Origin of the sequence: Bacillus sp. T33-2 (assembly GCF_002860205.1) — a bacterium.
Lineage (GTDB): Bacteria > Bacillota > Bacilli > Bacillales > Cytobacillaceae > T33-2.
In genome coordinates, this window is sequence record NZ_PGVB01000061.1 from 23,868 (window position 1) to 41,710 (window position 17,843).

The following is a 17,843-nucleotide window of genomic DNA, read 5'->3' on the forward strand; positions in this document are numbered from 1 at the left end:
CGAATTTTTCGGGTGTTTAAAAAACAATGTACGTTCTGAAACTGTTGGAGTTTTACAAACCAATGTGCTTCCTGAGTGTCGCTGAATCGATTTTCCTTGATATATTCATCAAGAATTAAACTGCTAAGGGGTGTCTGGATTGACAGAAGATGTTCGGATATTATCGCCATGCGGCATGCTTGGTTATGGCTTTCCAGAAAGTTCCTTTTTACGGGGGATGGAGGAAGCCCCACACGGTATAGTAGTGGATGCTGGTTCGACTGATGCGGGTCCGCACAAGCTTGGTGCAGGAGTTTCAATCGTCAGCAGAAGAGCAGCAAAGAAAGACTTAGAGATTATCATAACAAACGGCCTCCGCAAAAAGATTCCTATCATTATAGGGTCTGCGGGAGGGGCTGGAGCCCGCCGGCATGTGGAATGGACGCTGGAAATAATCGATGAGATCCTCGCTGAAGCTCAACTGAAGGCAACTACGGCAGTCATTTGGGCAGATATTCCCGATAAAGATGTGTTAAATGCGTGCCAGCAAGGAAAAATAAAGCCGCTGAGTCCAAACGTAAAGGAATTGAACGAAGCCGTCATCGAAGAAACTAATGGAATTGTCGCCCAGATGGGACATGAGCCGATTGTCGAAGCGTTAAAGAATGGGTCAGACATTATCGTTTGCGGAAGGGCATACGATCCTTCACCTTTTGCCGCAATTGGAATCTTTTTTCAAAAAGATGCAGGATTGTCCTATCATCTTGGCAAAATATTAGAATGCGGGGCATTATGCGCAGAGCCTGGCACCACAAAAGATTGTATCCTGGGTATCATCAAGAATCACTCTTTTACTGTCAAATCGCTTAATCCTTCCAGAAAATGCAGCTCCATCAGTGTTGCAGCCCACACATTTTATGAGAAAGAACATCCCTATATCTTGCACGGCCCGGGATTCACTCTGGATTTGGGTGAATGTAAATTTAAAGAGCTGGACGGAGGGGAGGTCGAAGTCACTAACAGCAAGTTCATCCGTAATGAAAAGTATTATATTAAACTTGAAGGGGCCAGGCAAGTTGCATTTCGCACCTGCGTGATAGCAGGAATAAGGGATCCGATATTATTGGAGAATCTCGCGGAAATTGAGAGGAGTGTGGAACAGCAGGTCCGCGACTATTACCCGGAAATCGCTCACGACGATTTCACCCTCAATTTTTATAATTATGGCATGAATGCTGTTCTTGGGAAGAAGGAAACAGAACCGTTCCACGGCCATGAGGTTGGTGTATTGCTGGAAGTAGCCGGAAAAACGCAGGAGCTTGCAAACACCATTTGCGCAACTGCCAGATCCACTCTGCTCCATTTTGGCCATGAAAACAGGAAATCCACCGCCGGGAATCTCGCCTTTCCATTTGCGCCCAGTGACGTTGAATTTGGCCCGGTGTATGAGTTTTCTGTATATCATTTAATGGAAGTAGATGAAAACCCTTTTAAAATTGAATACAGGAGGATGCCTGATGCCATCCTTATTTGAATTGGCAAAGGTCTTTAGAAGTAAAAATTCGGGCCCTTTTGAGCTTACGCTGGATATTTTATTTGACAGCCCCGAGAAGTATTTCACGGTTAAGGAATCGGGCCAAATTACAGTTGAAAGGATTTGCCAGCTGTATCAAATCACCGAAAAGGAGGTACGCTGCCTTGTGTTCTTTGATCAAGCCCTTGGCGTGAAAATAACAATTTTGCGCGATGTTTCGTCAGGGACGGTTGGTGACCGTGATGTATATGGCGCCCAGCAGCATGCCCCATTGATGAACATCATAATTGAGTGAATAGAGGTTTGCTTATGAAAAAAATAGCGGTTGTTGGAAGCGTTAACATCGATTATTTTGTTGAGTCTGACGTATTGCCACAGGTGGGAGAAACTGTGCTTGGCAGGCAGTTTTTTACATCAATTGGCGGAAAGGGTGCAAACCAGGCGGTTGCCGCAGCCCGGCTTGGTGCTGAAGTTTCGCTGTTTGGATCCGTGGGAAACGATGAGAACAGCAAGATGATTAAGTCAAAAATGTTGGACGAACGAGTTGATATCACCAATCTTAATGTCGTGGCTGAAGCACATACCGGGGCAGCGTTTGTCGAAATCAGTAAATCTGAAAATAGAATTCTCGTTATACCTGGAGCTAACCAGTACACTGATATTCCCTATATTGATAGAGTACTCCAACAGCTTTTGATGCACGACATCATCCTTTTCCAGCTGGAGACCCCGCTCGAAATGCTGGAATATACCGTTCCGAAACTTTACGAACAAGGGAAGACAACGATCCTGAACCCGGCACCTGCACAAGTGGTCCCTGCAGCGATTCTAAATATGATTACATTTATCACCCCCAATGAGCATGAATACAGCACAGTCTTCAACCAGCACGATACATCAATGGAAAAAATGCTTGGAATGTATCCTGATAAACTAGTGATTACTTGCGGGACTAAGGGAGTAAAGTTCTCTGACGGTGACAGCATCCATCATGTACCAACTATAAACGTAGACGCAGTGGATACGACAGGCGCCGGCGACACTTTCTCCGGAGCGTTTGCGGTGGCTTTAGCAGAGGGCAGGGACTTGAAGGCCAGCATAGAATTCGGCAATATTGCAGCTGGTTTGTCGGTCAGGAAAAAAGGTGCCCAGACCGGCATGCCATACAGGCCGGAGATTGATGACTTCATTAGTGCAGGTTTTTCCCGGGGGTAAATAACACTGATTTCTGCAAAAAGCCGGCGAACCCTTTTTCATTCACACAGCAAAAGATTTTGTTTACAAGGAGAAACTTACATGAACCAACAAGCTATTGTGAAGCGTATTAAGAGGGACTGGGTATTATATGTGATGCTTCTTCCGGCCCTCGTCTATTTTTCTATCTTCCACGTTATTCCTCTCATCGGGATGAAGCTGGCTTTCCAGGATTACCGAATTATAGGCCCGAACGAATGGGTGGGCTGGAAGCATTTTAAGGTGTTATTCAGTTCACCAGCTTTTTTCGACGTCCTGAAAAATACGGTTATCATCAGCACGATGAAAATGGTTTTCTTTTTTCCGGTCCCGATCATTCTTTCCCTTATGGTGAATGAACTGAGGAACGGTCCCTTCCGAAAATATGTACAATCTGTAGTATACCTCCCGCATTTCCTTTCCTGGGTTGTGATTGCCGGTATCTGGATTAGCCTCCTGAACCCGGCTGATGGGGGAGTTAATGTTATCCGCAATTTCTTTCAGCTGCCATCGCTCGATTTTATGACGAGCAAAGACCATATCCGCTGGGTGCTCGTCTTTTCGGAAATGTGGCGGAGTGCTGGCTGGGATTCGATCATTTATCTGGCGGCGATCATGAAGATCAGTCCTTCCCTGTATGAAGCAGCACGAATGGATGGGGCATCCAATTTTCAGCAAATGAGATACATAACCATCCCTGAACTGTACAGCACAATCATCACGGTATTCATCCTGAACCTTGGTTTCTTCATGAACGCAGGATTTGACCAGGTATTCAACATGATAAATGATTCGGTCATCAGTGTCATAGATATTCTCGATACTTATGTCTACCGGATCGGCATCCTCAACGGCCAGTATGCTTATGCGACAGCGGCAAGCCTGTTCAAAGGTGTAATAGGGGTTGTGTTGATCTTAAGCACACATTTCATTTCAAAACGGCTGACCGGAAGGGGGGTCTGGTGAGCATGGAATTCTTGAAAAAAACAAACTGGGCGCATGTGATTATCTATTTCATATTATTCCTGATTTCTCTTTCCGTTCTGATACCGATTTTAAATTTATTGGCCATGTCATTTTCTGACCCGTTGAAGGTCCATGAATTAAAAGGGCTGGGAATTTTCCCGAAAGGGTTCTCACTGATAAACTATGAGGTTCTGTTTTCAAACCCGCTCATTGTCAGAAGTATGTTTAACAGTATCCTGCTCACTGTCGCAGGCACTGCCCTGAATCTGTTCCTGACTGCAATGTCCGCGTATGTCCTCGCGAGGACTCATTTTGCCGGAAAGCGCCTTATCATTATTTTTCTGATTGTGGTCATGGTTTTTGAACCGGGCCTGATTCCGGAATACTTGCTGGTTAAGGACCTGGGCTTGCTGGATACGTACCTGTCCCTGATTTTATATAAGGCCATTAACGTCTTTTACTTGTTCATTCTGATGCGTTTTTTTGAGGATGTTCCCGACAGCATCATTGAAGCAGCAAGGCTGGACGGTGCCGGCCATTTTAAAATATTTACGAAAATCATGCTGCCATTATCAAAGCCGGGCCTCGCGACGTTGGGACTGTTTTATGGTGTTTACCACTGGAACGAGTATTTCCGGGCCACAATCTACTTGACTGACCCGAATAAATGGCCGTTGCAGGTGGTTTTGAGGCAGTTTGTTGTCGAGCGGGACAATACTTCCCTTTTGGGCGCCCAGAATGTCCTGTCTTATGACCAGATTGCAAGCCTGGATTTTGCTTCCCTCCAGGCCGGAACCATTATCATCTCAATTGTGCTCTTGCTCATTTTTTATCCGCTCATCCTCAAGTATTATGCAAAAGGGGCACTTGAAGGGGGTGTTAAGGACTAAATTAACGGCTTCAAGCATTAATAATAATAGGGGGATTTTTATGAAGAAAATGCTCGTGCTGTTTTTTTCATTGCTTTTAGTGCTAAGTTCCGCTGCCTGCAGCAAAGAGACCGCAAACAATGAAAATGAGGAGACGGCGAAAGGACCTAAGACGATCAAAGTCGTTTACAAGGATGAAGGGCCAAACAACCCGGTTGCGCAAAGCTATTTTTCTAATCTGGAAAAGGCACTGAAGGAAGACGAAAATCTTGATGTGAAATTTAAGCTAGTTGAAATGCCCCAGGGAAATTACGCAGAAAAACTTAATTTGCTCCTGATGAGCGGCGACATTCCCGACATGATTTATTTCCAGGGCGGCGATCAGCAAATTGCCGAACAGGATCTGCTGGAAGACCTGACACCATACATTGATAAATCAAAGCATATTAAAAACATTATGTATAAGCACAACAAGGAAAGACTAAAAAACTATCCTTACCTGCTGTGGATCAAGCCGCTGGATTCCAAGACACCAGTCATCCGGAAAGACTGGTTTGAAAAAGTACCGAGTTCCAAAGAATTGATGGAAAACCCGTCAATAGACAATTACCATAAGTTCTTCACTGAGCTTGTTGCCAATCCTCCAGGCGGCAGCAACAAGCCGGCCAATGCGGTCACCGTTGCCGGGGACATCACAGAGCTGGATTACATCTTCGAAATGGCTTTCGGCATCAAGCAGACATGGCTTAAAAAGGACGGGAAATACCAGTATTCAAAGGTATCCGATAATGAAAAAGAAAAACTCGAATTCTATCATAAATTGTACAAAGAGGGGCTGCTTGACCCGCAATACTTGACGAAGCAATGGGATACGAAGGAAAAGGCTTTTTATGACGGAGAAACTGGGGTCATTGTTGGCACGAACGGCAAGGTCATCGATATATATAACGGTAAAATGAAACAGGTGAATGGTGAAGGCGCGGAAATGGTTGTCCTTCCTCCAGCCAAGGGCGAGTACCAGGGATTCGCCCCGACTGACATTACAAAGGAATCAAGGGGAATCGCGATTTCTTCGCAATCTAAAGTGAAGGATACAGTATTCAAGGTTCTGGATTATGTGGCCAGCCCGGAAGGCCAGATGCTCGACCGACTTGGATTTGAAAAAGAGCATTACAATGTGACCGACTCAGGCATCGACCTTACAGAAAAATATTACAACGAATGGTATGCAAGATTTTGGGAGCCGGCCGAGTTTGAACCTGAAAAGCCGTTGAAAACACCGCTATTAAGTGAGCCTGCCCAAAAATCGAGAGAGATGGCAAATGAATTTTACAGCGAAGACAATAATTTCATCATCCCTGAAGAATTGATCTCTAAATGGGATGCGATGGAAAATCTTTATAAAGAGTACGCCACCGACATCATCACTGGCAAACGCCCTGTCAGCGATTTCGACAAGTTTGTAAAAGATTGGGAAAAAGCAGGCGGCCAGGAAGTGACAGAGTATGCGAACAAAACTATTAAATAGAGGGAAACGATAATTGCTTGTTGTGAAAACAAAACGTTAAGTTAGGAGTTTACGCATGGTTTCTTTCCAGGAGCGTGTAAGGGGTGCAATTTTATCAGTAGCTTTAGGAGATGCGCTTGGTGCGCCGGTGGAGAAATTAAGCTACCAGGAGATCAAAGAGCGTTACGGCTGCGTGGAATCGCTCAAAACAAGGTGGTATAAGGCCGATGCCCCGGAGGATGTGACCCTTGGTAAAATGAGGGGAAATGGGATTGTCACCGATGACACGCTAATGACAGCTGCCTTGATCCGTGTTTATTTGGCAGAAAAGAGGCATCTTGATGCTTATGATCTGGGGAATTCGTTTGTCAGGGAAATTGCTTATAAAAAAACCTATATCCCCGAGTTTGGAAAAGAAGCTTTGATTATCGACCGTTTGTTCTATCCCGAAAAATACATTTTCATCCGTCATGTCCTGGCAAATTGTGAGCCCCGGGAAGGCGGAATCGGAAACATGGTCAACTGCGGAGCCGCCATGTATATCGCGCCAGTAGGAATCGTCAATGCAGGAAACCCCAAAGCTGCCTATGATGAAGCGATCTTGTTCGCGATGGGCCATCAGAGCAGTTATGGACTGGAAGCTGCGGGGGTCTTAGCTGCTTGTGTCGCCAAGGCCTGCGAACCAGATGTGACGGTTGACGACATCGTTGATACTGCAATACGCTTCGCAAAAGATGGAACGAGGAATGCAATCATCGACATGACTGACGCCGCATATAAATTACGGGAGAACAGGGCTGGAATGGATGGAGTGATTCAAGTCTTTCAATCTGTTATCTCGCCTTACTCACCGATGAAAGACGATGTTCACAGAAAAGAAGAAAAACTGGGTGTCCCTTCTAACCATTATACTCCAAGCAGACTTTTTTCAATTGAAGAGCTCCCGATGGCCCTAGCATTCATCGTGCTGAATAACGGGGATTACTATCGTTCGATTTATGACGGCATTAATTCAGGCAGGGACACAGATTCCATCGGGGTCATGATCGGTGCGATTCTTGGTGCTATGTATGGGGAAAAGACCATAAACATAGAAGACATCGAACTCCTCGAAAAAACCAATCATATGAATCTTACAGGTTTGGCGGATCAATTTGCCGAAGTTGCCGAGAAGATTATCCATGAGGACCTTAGCCTGAGTGAAAAAAGGAGAACGATGTTTTAGCCGCATGCAAACAGGATCATTTGGCAGCATGAGAACGGAACGGGAGTGATCTTTTGTTTCTTCACAACTATGTGGAAAAGGTTTATGCCGGGTTCCTTGGCATGAATGCCGGCATTAGGCTTGGTGCACCTGTCGAGCCAAGAGAATGGACCGCAGAAAGAATTCAACGGATCTTTGGGGACGTAAAGGGATATGTAAAGGACTATAAAAATTTTGCAGCCGATGATGATGCGAACGGACCGGTGTTTTTTATCAGGGCCCTTTATGATGATGCCCAAAACCGGGACCTGCAGCCCGGGGATGTAGGAAAAGCGTGGCTCAACTACTGCAGGGAAGGCATTGGCATGATTTGGTGGGGCGGGGAGGATGTCAGTTCTGAGCACAGGGCATTTGCCAATCTGAAAAAAGGAATACCGGCACCGAGGTCAGGATCGGCAGAAGAAAACGGGATTGTGCTGGCTGAACAAATCGGAGGGCAGATTTTTGTTGACACATGGGGTCTTCTCTTTCCTGGTAAAATTGAAAGAGCAGCACGATGTGCAGAGGCAGCGGCGAGTGTTTCCCATGACAGGAATGGCTTATATGGAGCAAGGTTCATGGCCGCATGTATTTCAAGCGCTTTCACGGCGAATTCAATCGATGAAATCATCGCGGCCGGTTTGAGCGTAATTCCGGAACACTCAACCTATGCCAATGTGGTGAAGGCAGTCAAGAGGTTTCATGAAGAAAAACCCGTCGATTTCCGGTTATGCCTGGCGATGCTTCATGATGATTGGGGATATGATAAATATCCTGGCATTTGCCATATCATCCCGAATGCAGGGGTATGCGCGCTTGCCCTTTTATATGGCAACGGGGATTTTTCAAGGACGATTGAAATCGCGACAATGTGCGGCTGGGATACAGACTGTAACGCAGGCAATGTTGGCACCGTTGCAGGGGTTTTCAATGGAATTGACAGGATTCCGGAACATTACAGGCGGCCAATTAACGACTGCATTGTCACTTCCAGTGTATCGGGCTACCTGAACATTCTTGATATACCGACCTTTTGCAAGGAGCTGGCTTTGCTTGGCTATCAGCTTGGCGGCTTGGCCCCTCCAGAAAAACTTGCCCATTCCGTGAAAATTGGGGAAGTATATTTTAACTTTGATCTGCCTGGCTCCACGCACGGCTTCAGGACAAATAATGCATTTAAAACGCTGATCCGCCACTCCAAATCAGTTGGTGAAGGTTCCCTCGAAGTCATTTTTGACAGGATGGTGGATGGCAACAACAGCAAGATTTTTTATAAGCCATTTTACCGACGGGATGATTTCAGTGACGAGAAATATAAACCTGTATTTTCACCAAAGGCGTATAGCGGCCAAATAGTTGCGGCGACTATTTTTCTGGATAAATGGCAGGGCTCGGATATCCATATAACTCCTTACGTCCGCAAAACTCATACACAAAAGGACATCACCCTGGAAACAGTCATCTTAAAGGACCGGACCTGGAACGATATTCAATTTGTCATTCCTGATACAGGAGGGGCGATCATTGATGAAATCGGATATATAGTGGCAAGCCCTTCCCATTTATCCGACCGGGCCCTCGGCACTCTGTATATTGACAACTTCCATATATACGGGAACAGCAATTACAGCATTGATTTTTCAAAGCAAAGTGAAGAGTTTTTAAGTGTGACACCATTTTCCCATAACAAAGGAAACTGGTTCCTCGAGAATGGAAAAATGAAGTGTCAGTCTTTTGACGACTGCTCATCGTTTACGGGGAATTATTATACTAAGGATGCAAACATTGAAGCGGAAATTGAGCCGCTAAGCGGAGAAAGCCACTGCCTGATTTTCAGGGCACCGGGCATAATGCGCCAATATCTGGCCGGTTTTGATGGTAAAGGCCAAATCTCCCTGATAAAAAATGACTTTGGCTATGAACGGCTGCTGACGGTCCCGTTTGACTGGGCGCATGGGAAAAAGTATAAATTTACGGTTGAGTGCAAAGGAAAGGATATACAGTTTTCTGTCGACGGCCAGCCCGTCATTCAGCACCTTGATGGACGATTTTCACATGGGATGTATGGGTATGGCTGCCTTCAGAAGGGCGAATCTGTTATTTACTCGTTTAAAATCAAGGAAATGAATCATAAAGCAATATGAGCGTTCGACTTAGGCGGATGGCTGAGGTGTCAGTTATCTGCCTTTATTATCGTAAAAGACTGCCTCCAGAGGAGACAGTCCCAAATAATATTAATCATACTTTCTATGATCATCGAAAAAGCAAATGCATTTAAAAAATTTCTTATGATGGTCGCCATGTTTCTTTCTGCAGCAGTCGTCATAGCAATCCCGACGATAATAATCTCTTTTCACATCTTTCCAGTCGTACTTATACCAGTCGTCGTGATGATGCTTTTTACAGTATTCGCACATATTCTCACCCCCTTTCCGTTCTCTATATAGTACGCCAGGGTGAACAAGCTGTATCGGCTATTCTCTTAATGCAAATGCTTCATTTTTCAGAGATAACAAGAGCATGGTGTTTTGAATTCATCACTAAGTCTTAAAAAATATAAAATTATTTGAAAATACTTTGCGTTTTCAGCCTGCAATGGCTAAGATTTAATTATGAAACAGTGAAGGGGATAGTTTATTGCGGATTTCTAAGTTGTTTATCAGAAAGAGGTTAAATTTTACTAACTATGGAGATTTATATGACTATTCCTGCTAAAAATTTATTTTTTGGTGAACTCGTCAAACTGTCTGCGGTCCGCGAAGGCGATGCCGAGATTATGGCAAAATGGAGTGAGGATCCGGAATATTTGCGAAATGTCGATACAGATATCGCACTGCCGCCATCCATGACACAATTAGAAACGGAAGGGCAGGGCGAAAATGAAGCCTACTTCCGTCTGAGAACCATCAAGGATGATGAGCTTATCGGGTTTGTTGTCATTCACCGGATTGAATGGAATAATCGGGTAGGCCAGCTGGCGATCGGAATCGGGGATTCTAAAAACCAAAACAAGGGCTATGGCACGGATGCATTGAAGCTTATCCTCCGGTTTGCCTTTCATGAACTCAATTTGGACCGTGTCGGCCTGGATGTCATCGAATATAATAAAAGAGCGATCCGGGCCTATGAAAAAGTCGGATTCCAGCAGGAAGGCAGGGTCAGGTCGGCCGTATATCGGGACGGCAAACGCTACGACCGGGCAATGATGGGTATCCTGCGTACTGAGTGGGAAGAACTGAACCATTTATGATGGTTTATGATGAGTTGCCGGAGGAAAAACCCCGATTCATCGGGATTAACTGAACTAATTCTTATCATTAACGAGGAGTTGAGAGAGGATTTGCCTTTCTCAATTCTTTTTTTAAGCAAGGAGAGGAAACGATGAAGATTATTGATACTCACTGTGATGTATTGCTTAAGCTTTGGGAGTCCAAAGGGGAAATGAGGTTTGCCGACGCGCCTAAGCTTGATGCGAACAAAATGCGGCTGGAACAAGGAGAAGTAGCGGCACAATTGTTTGCGATCTGGGTTGATCCAGCCATCAAGCAGGAGCACAAGTTTGATACGGCACTCGGCCAAATCGATTTATTTTACAGGGAAGTGCTGGACAAGAATCCGCAAATGAAGCAGTTAAGGAACTGGGACGACTTTGACAAGCTCGGCGACGGCGAAATAGGGGCGATGCTCACCCTTGAGGGAGTGGATGCAATCGGAAACGACCTGACAAAGCTGAAAATTCTTTATGAGCTGGGCGTCAGGTCTGTCGGGCTGACGTGGAACAATGCCAATTTGGCAGCAGACGGAGCTGGTGAACCGCGGGGCGCCGGCCTCTCGTTATTCGGAAAGGATATCGTCCGGTTTAACAATGAGCACCGGATCCTCACTGATGTTTCGCATTTGAGCGAAAAAGCTTTCTGGGACGTGATGGAGATTGCTGATTACCCGTTTGCCAGCCATTCAAATTCCAGGACGCTGTGTGACCATCCTCGCAATTTATATGACGACCAAGCGAGGGCAATGTTTGAAAAGGGCGGCCTCATCCACGTCGTTTATTGCCCGCCATTTGTAACCGAAGACGGGAACGCCGGGATTGCCGATGTCATCCGGCATATCGACCATTTTTGTTCACTTGGAGGCTTAAAGCAGGTTGGGCTTGGGTCAGACTTTGACGGTATCTCTACATATGTTAAAGGGCTTGAAAACGCAGCAAAGTACCAGAACCTGATCAATGAGTTGTTAAAGCATTTTACAGAGGATGATGTAAAAGGTTTTGCCTATCAAAACTTCCTAGACCATAGGCCGGCGGGAGGCAGGAGATGAAACTAAGAGACAGGGGAGTGGCGATTGGACGCATGGCCACAGGCAAAAAGAACTGCATCACTGATGTGGCTGGTGTAAAAGTAGGCCACGTTACACTTGATTATCCTTTGGACGACGGAGGGAGGGAATATGCGTGCACCGGAGTGACAGCCATCCTGCCGCACGGGGGGAATATTTTTAAAGAAAAAGTTGCAGCCGCAAGCTACGTAATCAATGGTTTTGGGAAAACGACCGGTCTCGTGCAGCTGAATGAATTGGGCGTGCTCGAATCTCCGATCATGTTGACCAATACCTTCGGGGTCCCAGCAGTAACGGAAGGAACGCTCGAATATTTACTGAACAAAAACCCGGAAATTGGAGAGACGACCGGGACGGTAAATATTGTTGTCGGCGAGTGCAACGACAGCTATTTGAATTCCATCCGTCTAAGACAGGTAAACCTTGAACATGCCATCGAAGCGATTGACAAAGCCTCTAACGACATGGCAGACGAAGGGGCGGTCGGGGCCGGCAAAGGGATGGTCTGCTTCGGTCATAAGGGTGGAATCGGCACGTCCTCACGAATGATACCAATGGAGGACAAGCAATATACCATCGGCTGCCTTGTCCTCAGCAACTTTGGCAGCAAGGAAGAATTCCAATGGGAACGCTACACGAAAAAAGGCGGCAATGAAGACGGCTTAGGTGATGCTCCAGATGGCTCCATCATCATCGTGCTGGCAACAGACGCCCCTTTGAGTGACCGGCACCTCTTAAGGACAGCCAAACGATGCGGCATTGGACTTGCCCGTACAGGCAGCCATTTCAGCAATGGCAGCGGGGACATCGTCATTGCCTTTTCTACTGCTGAGAAAATTCCCCATGAGGCGGTCACCAGCTTTGAAACCCGTACTCATCTTAGGGAGGACCATCCCGTCATGAATATGATTTTTACCGCAGCAGCAGAGTCTGTAGAAGAAGCAATCATTAACTCCCTGTCACAGGCGGAAACAACTAAGGGCCGGCAGGGAAGGGTTATCCACAACTACATATTTGATTGACGATTTTGGCATGGTTACCCAACGCGCACTAAAAATTCTAAGAAAAAAGCAGTTGTATTACCTGGTTAGTGCCCATTCACATATTTACCACACATGAGGCGGCAGCTATTATGAAAGCACCCGGGACAATATAGTCTGGTTCTGTTCGGATGCCGACGCACAGTCAGCAGGGTATAGAGCTTCAAAAAGATCAGCAGCCATTAAAAATGAACGGGCATTTGATGCCCGTTCATTTATTGTAGTTGTGAGATATTTTGCAGGTTCGTCCATCATTAGTTGTAATCCAGGTTATCGCTTATTCCAAAACTTCCACCATGTCTTCTTTGCCGCAGCTGTTTCGCGGAAACTGACGACCATGTCGCGGAAAATATCTTCTCTTTGCTTGATTTGATGCTGGAATTCCTCGCGTTCCATATTAAGGGTTTCGATGAAATATTCTCTGTCTTTGGCAGCCATTTCGTTCAGGCTGTTCAATTTGTAATTGCTGCTCGTAAGGTGGTCAGCCAGAATTTTATATTCCTCTGATGCATTTTCAGTTGACTCGGATATTTCATTTAATAATGAAACTATTTCTTCGGAAGCACCTTTCGAAGCATTCACAACCTTGCTGGAAAGGGCTTCGAATGATTCGGAATGCTGTTTTGAAACTGTTTTTACAAGGTCTTTTATTTCTGTTTTTGTTTTTTCATTATTTTTCTTAAAAGAATCAGATAAATATTTTACTGTATTCATGGAGCCTTTTGAAATCTCTTTTTTTACTTCATCAATGACTTCATTCCGGATGCCGTTGCGAATTTCTTGCTTAATGTCATTAAGCAATTCGAGCTTGTATGACTCCATGGCGTCTAAAAAGTTTCCGAGCCCCGCAGCTTCCACGACAGCCGTTTCCTGCTCTCGATCAGCAGAAGCGGCTGGGACAGTAAGAGAGGTTTCGAAATAATTGGAACCAGCCTCTGAACCCTCTGCTAAATGTCTCTTGATAAGTTCCTGGATCATATCTTTCCCCAGGTTTTTGTCACGCATTTCTTTTACTTTAACAAGCATTCCAATCTCATAGTCTGTAAAAAATCTTGCCCCCTGTTTCGTTCGGGGAATGATAAGAAGCCCATTCAAATCTTTTTCCCACTGTCTGATTGTGCCGGAAGGAACATTGATTTTCTTAGAAACTTCCTTAATGGAATATGCTTTTGTAAATTGGTTGTCCATCATTTCGCCATTCCTTTCGTAATATGATTCTGTTGCATTCATAAATAGGGTTCCGAAAGACGACTATTGACCTTTGAGTATTATAATTCAGCATCGGTTTAGTAGTTTTCCTGCTGGATGACAAAAGCTATCAAAACAAGACCGGTTTCATCAGAAAAGTTTAAATTGATGCAGGGGATCAGTTGCCACTGATTATTTTGCAGATTGGTGTCATGTAGATAACAGATGTTAATCAAGACTAAAGTTGTAGATTTTTTCAAGCTATCCGACGAGGAAAATAGTTTGCAGCCATTCTAAGATGGAAGTATAGCTATCGAATCGAGGGGGAATGGAAATGGAACAAAACAATCGTAAAGTTGTGATGATCACAGGTGCTTCGAAAGGGCTTGGCAAGGCTCTGGCACTAGCGTTTGCAAAGGAAGGAGCAAGACTTGCCATCTGTGCAAGAGGGGTTGAGGACCTGGAAAAAGTGAAGGCTGACGCAGAGGCGCTTGGTTCCGAAGTATTGGCGGTCACTGCCAATGTTGCTGTCCCGCGGGATGTGGAAAGATTTGTCGCTTTGGCTGAGGAGGCATATGGGAAAATTGATGTATTGGTCAATAATGCTTCAATGCTGGGTCCGAGCCCAATGCCGATGCTGCTGGACTATCCTGAAGAAGATTTTGCCGAAGTCATCCGTGTGAATGCAGTCAGCCCGTTTATAGTGACTAGGCGAGTACTCCCCGGAATGCTGCAGCGTAATGAAGGTTCCGTCATCAATGTCACCTCGGAGGCAGGCCATGTCGGGTATGCAGGATGGGGAGCATACGGAATATCGAAATTTGCCGTTGAAGGGCTTACGGAAACATGGGCAGATGAGCTCAGTGACACGAATATCAGAGTGAATATGGTTGACCCCGGTGAAATGGATACCGGAATGCACGCACTTGCTGTGCCTGATTGTGATTACGAACTTGCTGACCCGAATGACGTGGTAGACGTGTTCTTATATCTGGCTTCAGAACGATCCAAGGGCGTGAATGGCCAGCGTTTTGAAGCACAAAAATTTCCAAGGGTGGATAGATGATGGCTAAAACAGCTTTTGAATTTTATTTGCCACCTGAATTAAATGCATCCCACCCCCCTGAAAGAAGGGGGATCCGCAGGGACCATGTAAGGATGATGGTGATGGACCGCAAAACCGGGGCAGTCAGCCATGATCGATTCTTCCATCTCGTCAATTATATACAGGCAGGGGATATAATTGTACTGAATAATAGCAGGACAGTACCGGCCATTCTGAAGGCAATATCGAGAAAGGTGAACAGTCACCAGGGTGAACCAGTTGAGGTAAGGCTTGCGAAACGTAAAAGTGAAGATACATGGGAAGTCTTGATTGTAGCTGAGGACATTATTCCAGGAGACACTCTTGAGTTTTCGCCCCTGCTATCGGCTATAGTGATTCGTGAATCAAACACATCTCCCCTTATGGAGATTCGGTTCTCTTTGAAAGGGACAAAGCTGTTAAACGCGATTTATTCACTAGGGGAGCCGGTTCGTTATGAATATATCAATTATGCATGGGACTTGGATTATTATCAGACCGTTTTTGCAAGCCAGCCTGGTTCTGTCGAAATGCCGTCAGCGGGAAGGGCTTTCAGCTGGGAGCTTCTGTTTAAGCTGCAGCGCAAAGGTGTTAAACTGGGTTTCATTCAACTTCATACCGGCTTGAGTTATTTGCTTGATGACAAGTGGGAGCAGTCACCTACAGAAAATTACGAGGAGTACCACATCGAGCCAGCCACAATGGATCTGATCCTTAAGACCAAGGCTGCCGGCGGCAGGGTTATCGCAGTCGGCACCACAGCGGTCCGTGCACTCGAAGCAGCAGTTGTTAACGTTTCATTATCGGGATGGACTAATCTGTATATCAATTCAGATTACTCGTTAAAAATTGCTGATGGTATCATCACTGGCTTTCATGAGCCTAAAGCAAGCCATTTGGATATGCTGTCAGCCTTTGTTTCTCCGCATCATTTATTTGCTGCTTACGAACAGGCGATTCAAAACCGTTATTTATGGCACGAGTTTGGCGATATTAATATGATCCTATAGGAAGGGATATGAAATGAGGATACATCATTTTGCGCTTGAAGCCTGTGATATGGAACGGACAAAATCATTTTATGAGCGTGTATTGGGTTTCACCGAAGAATGCAGACTGCGCTATTTAGGGAGCGAATTGATTTTTCTTACACTAAACGGCATTCGGCTGGAATTGCTGCCTCAAACAGAAGAAAAGAAGAACACAACAGGCAGCCACCTTTGCTTTGAAGTGGACGATCTACAGGAGATCATTACTCGCATGGCAGCTAATCATATTGTTATTTGTGAAGGCCCGCTCACCCTTGAGAATGGCTGGAAGACCGTATTTTATGAAGGGCCCGAAAATGAAATAATTGAGTTTATGCAACCGCAATAGCAAGAAAAAAGGTTGCTTGGCCGACACCTGGTCAAATAGGATACTTTTGTTCTTGGGGCGCTTTTTTCCCGTACAGGTCGGGTCTACCGTAGGGCAGTGTAGCACATTGCAAAGCATAGCCACTTAGTTGGGATATCCGGTCAGGATATCTCTTTTTTTGGATCCAACCGATAAAACTATTGTTATTAAATTCGAAAAAACAGATATATTCAGATCAAAAACAGCCACACTTAGTAAAATTTTGCTATTATAGTGATTATCAAAAAATCCTGGGGGAAGAAAGAAGTGGTCAGAGATGAGATACATAGAAAAAAATCGAACAGCATATTTCCTGCTGATCTTAGCCAATATGGTCTGGGGAGGCAATTTTGTCCTCGGCCGTGTGGGTGCCGAATTCTTTCCACCGATCACCTTTTCGCTTTTTAGATGGACGGTTGCTTTTTTACTTTTAACCCCTTTTATGTTCAGGCCATTTCTTTATGACTTTAAGGTACTGTGGAGCCATAAATGGATAGTCCTTCTATTAAGTGTGACTGGGATTGCCGGATATAACACGATTATTTATTTTTCATTGCATTACACAACGTCGATCAATGCTTCGATTGTGAATTCCACCACCCCATTGTTTATTGCTGTCTTGTCATTTCTTATGTTAAAAGAACGTTTATCATTCGTACAGGTGACAGGAATTGCCTTATCCGTAATCGGCATTGTATTTATTTTGTCCAAAGGATCAATGACCACATTAGCTTCGTTTTCATTTAATACTGGGGATTTGTTTGTCCTGGTTGCTGTCATCTTCTGGAGCATTTATTCAATTATCACGAAAAAATATTCTACAATTTTGCCGCCATTTACCACACTTTACACCACATCCTTTATTGGTGTAATCATCCTGTTCCCGTTAAGTCTTTTAGAAATCAGGCAGCCTGGCGTGTCGGTCATATTTAATCCCGCGAGCTTTTTAATTTTGGGATATGTAGGCTTATTTGCCTCCATTGTGGCTTTTCTATCCTGGAATACAGGTATGGCTAAAATTGGTGCGGCTAAGTCAGGTATCTTTATTAATTTACTTCCGGTTTTTGCGGCACTTTTTGCCACAGTTTTCACAAAAGAAACTCTCATGTGGTACCAAATAACCGGGGGATTCATCGTCATTTCTGGAGTGATCCTTTCCTCAAAAAAATCACGTACAGCCAATAAGGGAACTAAAAGTAAGGCAAGTGCTTGATCGACTTTAGGCATACTCAACTCCTGGAAAAGGTCGAATAGAAAAGTTCTAATCGACTTTAGGCATACTCAATTCCTTAAAATGGTCGTATAGAAAGGTTCTAATCCACTTTAGGCATACTCAATTCCTTAAAATGGTCGTATAGAAAGGTTCTAATCGACTTTAGGCATACTGAACTCCTTGAAAAGGTTGAATAGAAAAGTTCTAATCAACTTTAGGCATACTCAACTCCTGGAAAAGGTCGAATAGAAAAG

The 17,843-nt window shown here is 44.8% G+C and carries 17 protein-coding genes and 1 pseudogene; 16 read left to right on the forward strand and 2 right to left on the reverse strand.

The window, feature by feature from the left end; translation table 11 throughout:
• Positions 1-139: 139 nt before the first annotated feature.
• The 8 genes from CVD19_RS23940 (at position 140) to CVD19_RS23975 (ending at position 9,475) form a co-directional block, all read left to right on the forward strand.
• The gene (locus CVD19_RS23940) at positions 140-1,513 is read left to right on the forward strand and encodes a DUF1446 domain-containing protein (RefSeq protein WP_257985282.1); all 1,374 of its coding nucleotides are present in this window, start codon (positions 140-142) and stop codon (positions 1,511-1,513) included.
• Positions 1,497-1,808 carry a DUF4387 domain-containing protein gene (locus CVD19_RS23945; protein WP_101585688.1) on the forward strand — a complete coding sequence of 104 codons (312 nt, stop codon included), beginning with the start codon at positions 1,497-1,499 and terminating at the stop codon, positions 1,806-1,808. Before CVD19_RS23940 ends, CVD19_RS23945 begins: the two co-directional genes overlap by 17 nt.
• Positions 1,809-1,822: 14 nt before the next feature.
• A complete protein-coding gene (gene rbsK / locus CVD19_RS23950; RefSeq protein ID WP_101585689.1) occupies positions 1,823-2,728 on the forward strand; it encodes a ribokinase in 906 nt (301 codons plus the stop codon).
• Positions 2,729-2,809: 81 nt separating this feature from the next.
• On the forward strand, positions 2,810-3,712 hold the full coding sequence (locus CVD19_RS23955) for an ABC transporter permease (protein WP_101585690.1): 903 nt from the start codon (positions 2,810-2,812) through the stop codon (positions 3,710-3,712).
• Between the two features lie 2 nt (positions 3,713-3,714).
• Positions 3,715-4,602, forward strand: a complete 888-nt coding sequence (locus CVD19_RS23960; RefSeq protein WP_257985285.1) for a carbohydrate ABC transporter permease — start codon at positions 3,715-3,717, stop codon at positions 4,600-4,602.
• Between the two features lie 40 nt (positions 4,603-4,642).
• Positions 4,643-6,109, forward strand: a complete 1,467-nt coding sequence (locus CVD19_RS23965; protein ID WP_101585691.1) for an extracellular solute-binding protein — start codon at positions 4,643-4,645, stop codon at positions 6,107-6,109.
• Between the two features lie 55 nt (positions 6,110-6,164).
• Positions 6,165-7,313: an ADP-ribosylglycohydrolase family protein gene (locus CVD19_RS23970; RefSeq protein ID WP_101585692.1), complete on the forward strand. Its 1,149-nt coding sequence runs from the start codon at positions 6,165-6,167 to the stop codon at positions 7,311-7,313.
• A 53-nt stretch (positions 7,314-7,366) separates the two neighbouring features.
• The gene (locus CVD19_RS23975) at positions 7,367-9,475 is read left to right on the forward strand and encodes an ADP-ribosylglycohydrolase family protein (protein WP_101585693.1); all 2,109 of its coding nucleotides are present in this window, start codon (positions 7,367-7,369) and stop codon (positions 9,473-9,475) included.
• 90 nt (positions 9,476-9,565) lie between these two features.
• Here CVD19_RS23975 and CVD19_RS24315 read toward each other — a convergent pair whose 3' ends face one another.
• The gene (locus CVD19_RS24315) at positions 9,566-9,748 is read right to left on the reverse strand and encodes a hypothetical protein (RefSeq protein WP_142383565.1); all 183 of its coding nucleotides are present in this window, start codon (positions 9,746-9,748) and stop codon (positions 9,566-9,568) included.
• A gap of 281 nt (positions 9,749-10,029) precedes the next feature.
• Between CVD19_RS24315 and CVD19_RS23985 the strand changes: the two genes are divergently transcribed.
• From CVD19_RS23985 to CVD19_RS25685, 4 genes and pseudogenes are all read left to right on the forward strand, one after another.
• Complete coding sequence (locus CVD19_RS23985) at positions 10,030-10,581, forward strand: GNAT family N-acetyltransferase (protein ID WP_101585695.1); 552 nt, start codon at positions 10,030-10,032, stop codon at positions 10,579-10,581.
• 131 nt (positions 10,582-10,712) lie between these two features.
• Complete coding sequence (locus tag CVD19_RS23990; protein ID WP_101585696.1) at positions 10,713-11,651, forward strand: dipeptidase; 939 nt, start codon at positions 10,713-10,715, stop codon at positions 11,649-11,651.
• Complete coding sequence (locus CVD19_RS23995; protein ID WP_101585697.1) at positions 11,648-12,691, forward strand: DmpA family aminopeptidase; 1,044 nt, start codon at positions 11,648-11,650, stop codon at positions 12,689-12,691. The genes CVD19_RS23990 and CVD19_RS23995 overlap by 4 nt, the downstream gene beginning before the upstream one ends.
• A 97-nt stretch (positions 12,692-12,788) precedes the next feature.
• Positions 12,789-12,881, forward strand: a pseudogene (locus CVD19_RS25685) (sunset domain-containing protein); the annotation flags it as partial.
• Between the two features lie 98 nt (positions 12,882-12,979).
• Here CVD19_RS25685 and CVD19_RS24005 read toward each other — a convergent pair.
• Positions 12,980-13,939 (reverse strand): MerR family transcriptional regulator, encoded by a 960-nt coding sequence (locus CVD19_RS24005; protein ID WP_257985283.1) that lies wholly within the window; start codon positions 13,937-13,939, stop codon positions 12,980-12,982.
• A gap of 292 nt (positions 13,940-14,231) precedes the next feature.
• On the opposite strand from CVD19_RS24005, the gene CVD19_RS24010 reads away from it, so the two are divergent.
• The 4 genes from CVD19_RS24010 (at position 14,232) to CVD19_RS24025 (ending at position 17,589) form a co-directional block, all read left to right on the forward strand.
• Positions 14,232-14,963, forward strand: coding sequence for an SDR family NAD(P)-dependent oxidoreductase (locus tag CVD19_RS24010; protein ID WP_101585698.1), 732 nt, complete (start codon positions 14,232-14,234; stop codon positions 14,961-14,963).
• Positions 14,963-15,991: an S-adenosylmethionine:tRNA ribosyltransferase-isomerase gene (locus CVD19_RS24015; protein WP_257985284.1), complete on the forward strand. Its 1,029-nt coding sequence runs from the start codon at positions 14,963-14,965 to the stop codon at positions 15,989-15,991. The genes CVD19_RS24010 and CVD19_RS24015 overlap by 1 nt, the downstream gene beginning before the upstream one ends.
• A 13-nt stretch (positions 15,992-16,004) precedes the next feature.
• The gene (locus tag CVD19_RS24020; RefSeq protein WP_101585700.1) at positions 16,005-16,358 is read left to right on the forward strand and encodes a VOC family protein; all 354 of its coding nucleotides are present in this window, start codon (positions 16,005-16,007) and stop codon (positions 16,356-16,358) included.
• Positions 16,359-16,653: 295 nt separating this feature from the next.
• Positions 16,654-17,589 carry a DMT family transporter gene (locus tag CVD19_RS24025; RefSeq protein ID WP_101585701.1) on the forward strand — a complete coding sequence of 312 codons (936 nt, stop codon included), beginning with the start codon at positions 16,654-16,656 and terminating at the stop codon, positions 17,587-17,589.
• The last annotated feature ends 254 nt before the right edge of the window (positions 17,590-17,843 follow it).

Coding starts and splice junctions, on each gene's coding strand:
- CVD19_RS23945 (WP_101585688.1), top strand. CDS start 1,497: ATGCCATCCTTATTTGAATTGGCAAAGGTCTTTAGAAGTAAAAATTCG.
- rbsK (WP_101585689.1), top strand. CDS start 1,823: ATGAAAAAAATAGCGGTTGTTGGAAGCGTTAACATCGATTATTTTGTT.
- CVD19_RS23955 (WP_101585690.1), top strand. CDS start 2,810: ATGAACCAACAAGCTATTGTGAAGCGTATTAAGAGGGACTGGGTATTA.
- CVD19_RS23960 (WP_257985285.1), top strand. CDS start 3,715: ATGGAATTCTTGAAAAAAACAAACTGGGCGCATGTGATTATCTATTTC.
- CVD19_RS23965 (WP_101585691.1), top strand. CDS start 4,643: ATGAAGAAAATGCTCGTGCTGTTTTTTTCATTGCTTTTAGTGCTAAGT.
- CVD19_RS23970 (WP_101585692.1), top strand. CDS start 6,165: ATGGTTTCTTTCCAGGAGCGTGTAAGGGGTGCAATTTTATCAGTAGCT.
- CVD19_RS24315 (WP_142383565.1), bottom strand. CDS start 9,748: ATGTGCGAATACTGTAAAAAGCATCATCACGACGACTGGTATAAGTAC.
- CVD19_RS23985 (WP_101585695.1), top strand. CDS start 10,030: ATGACTATTCCTGCTAAAAATTTATTTTTTGGTGAACTCGTCAAACTG.
- CVD19_RS23990 (WP_101585696.1), top strand. CDS start 10,713: ATGAAGATTATTGATACTCACTGTGATGTATTGCTTAAGCTTTGGGAG.
- CVD19_RS23995 (WP_101585697.1), top strand. CDS start 11,648: ATGAAACTAAGAGACAGGGGAGTGGCGATTGGACGCATGGCCACAGGC.
- CVD19_RS24005 (WP_257985283.1), bottom strand. CDS start 13,939: ATGAATGCAACAGAATCATATTACGAAAGGAATGGCGAAATGATGGAC.
- CVD19_RS24010 (WP_101585698.1), top strand. CDS start 14,232: ATGGAACAAAACAATCGTAAAGTTGTGATGATCACAGGTGCTTCGAAA.
- CVD19_RS24015 (WP_257985284.1), top strand. CDS start 14,963: ATGGCTAAAACAGCTTTTGAATTTTATTTGCCACCTGAATTAAATGCA.
- CVD19_RS24020 (WP_101585700.1), top strand. CDS start 16,005: ATGAGGATACATCATTTTGCGCTTGAAGCCTGTGATATGGAACGGACA.
- CVD19_RS24025 (WP_101585701.1), top strand. CDS start 16,654: ATGAGATACATAGAAAAAAATCGAACAGCATATTTCCTGCTGATCTTA.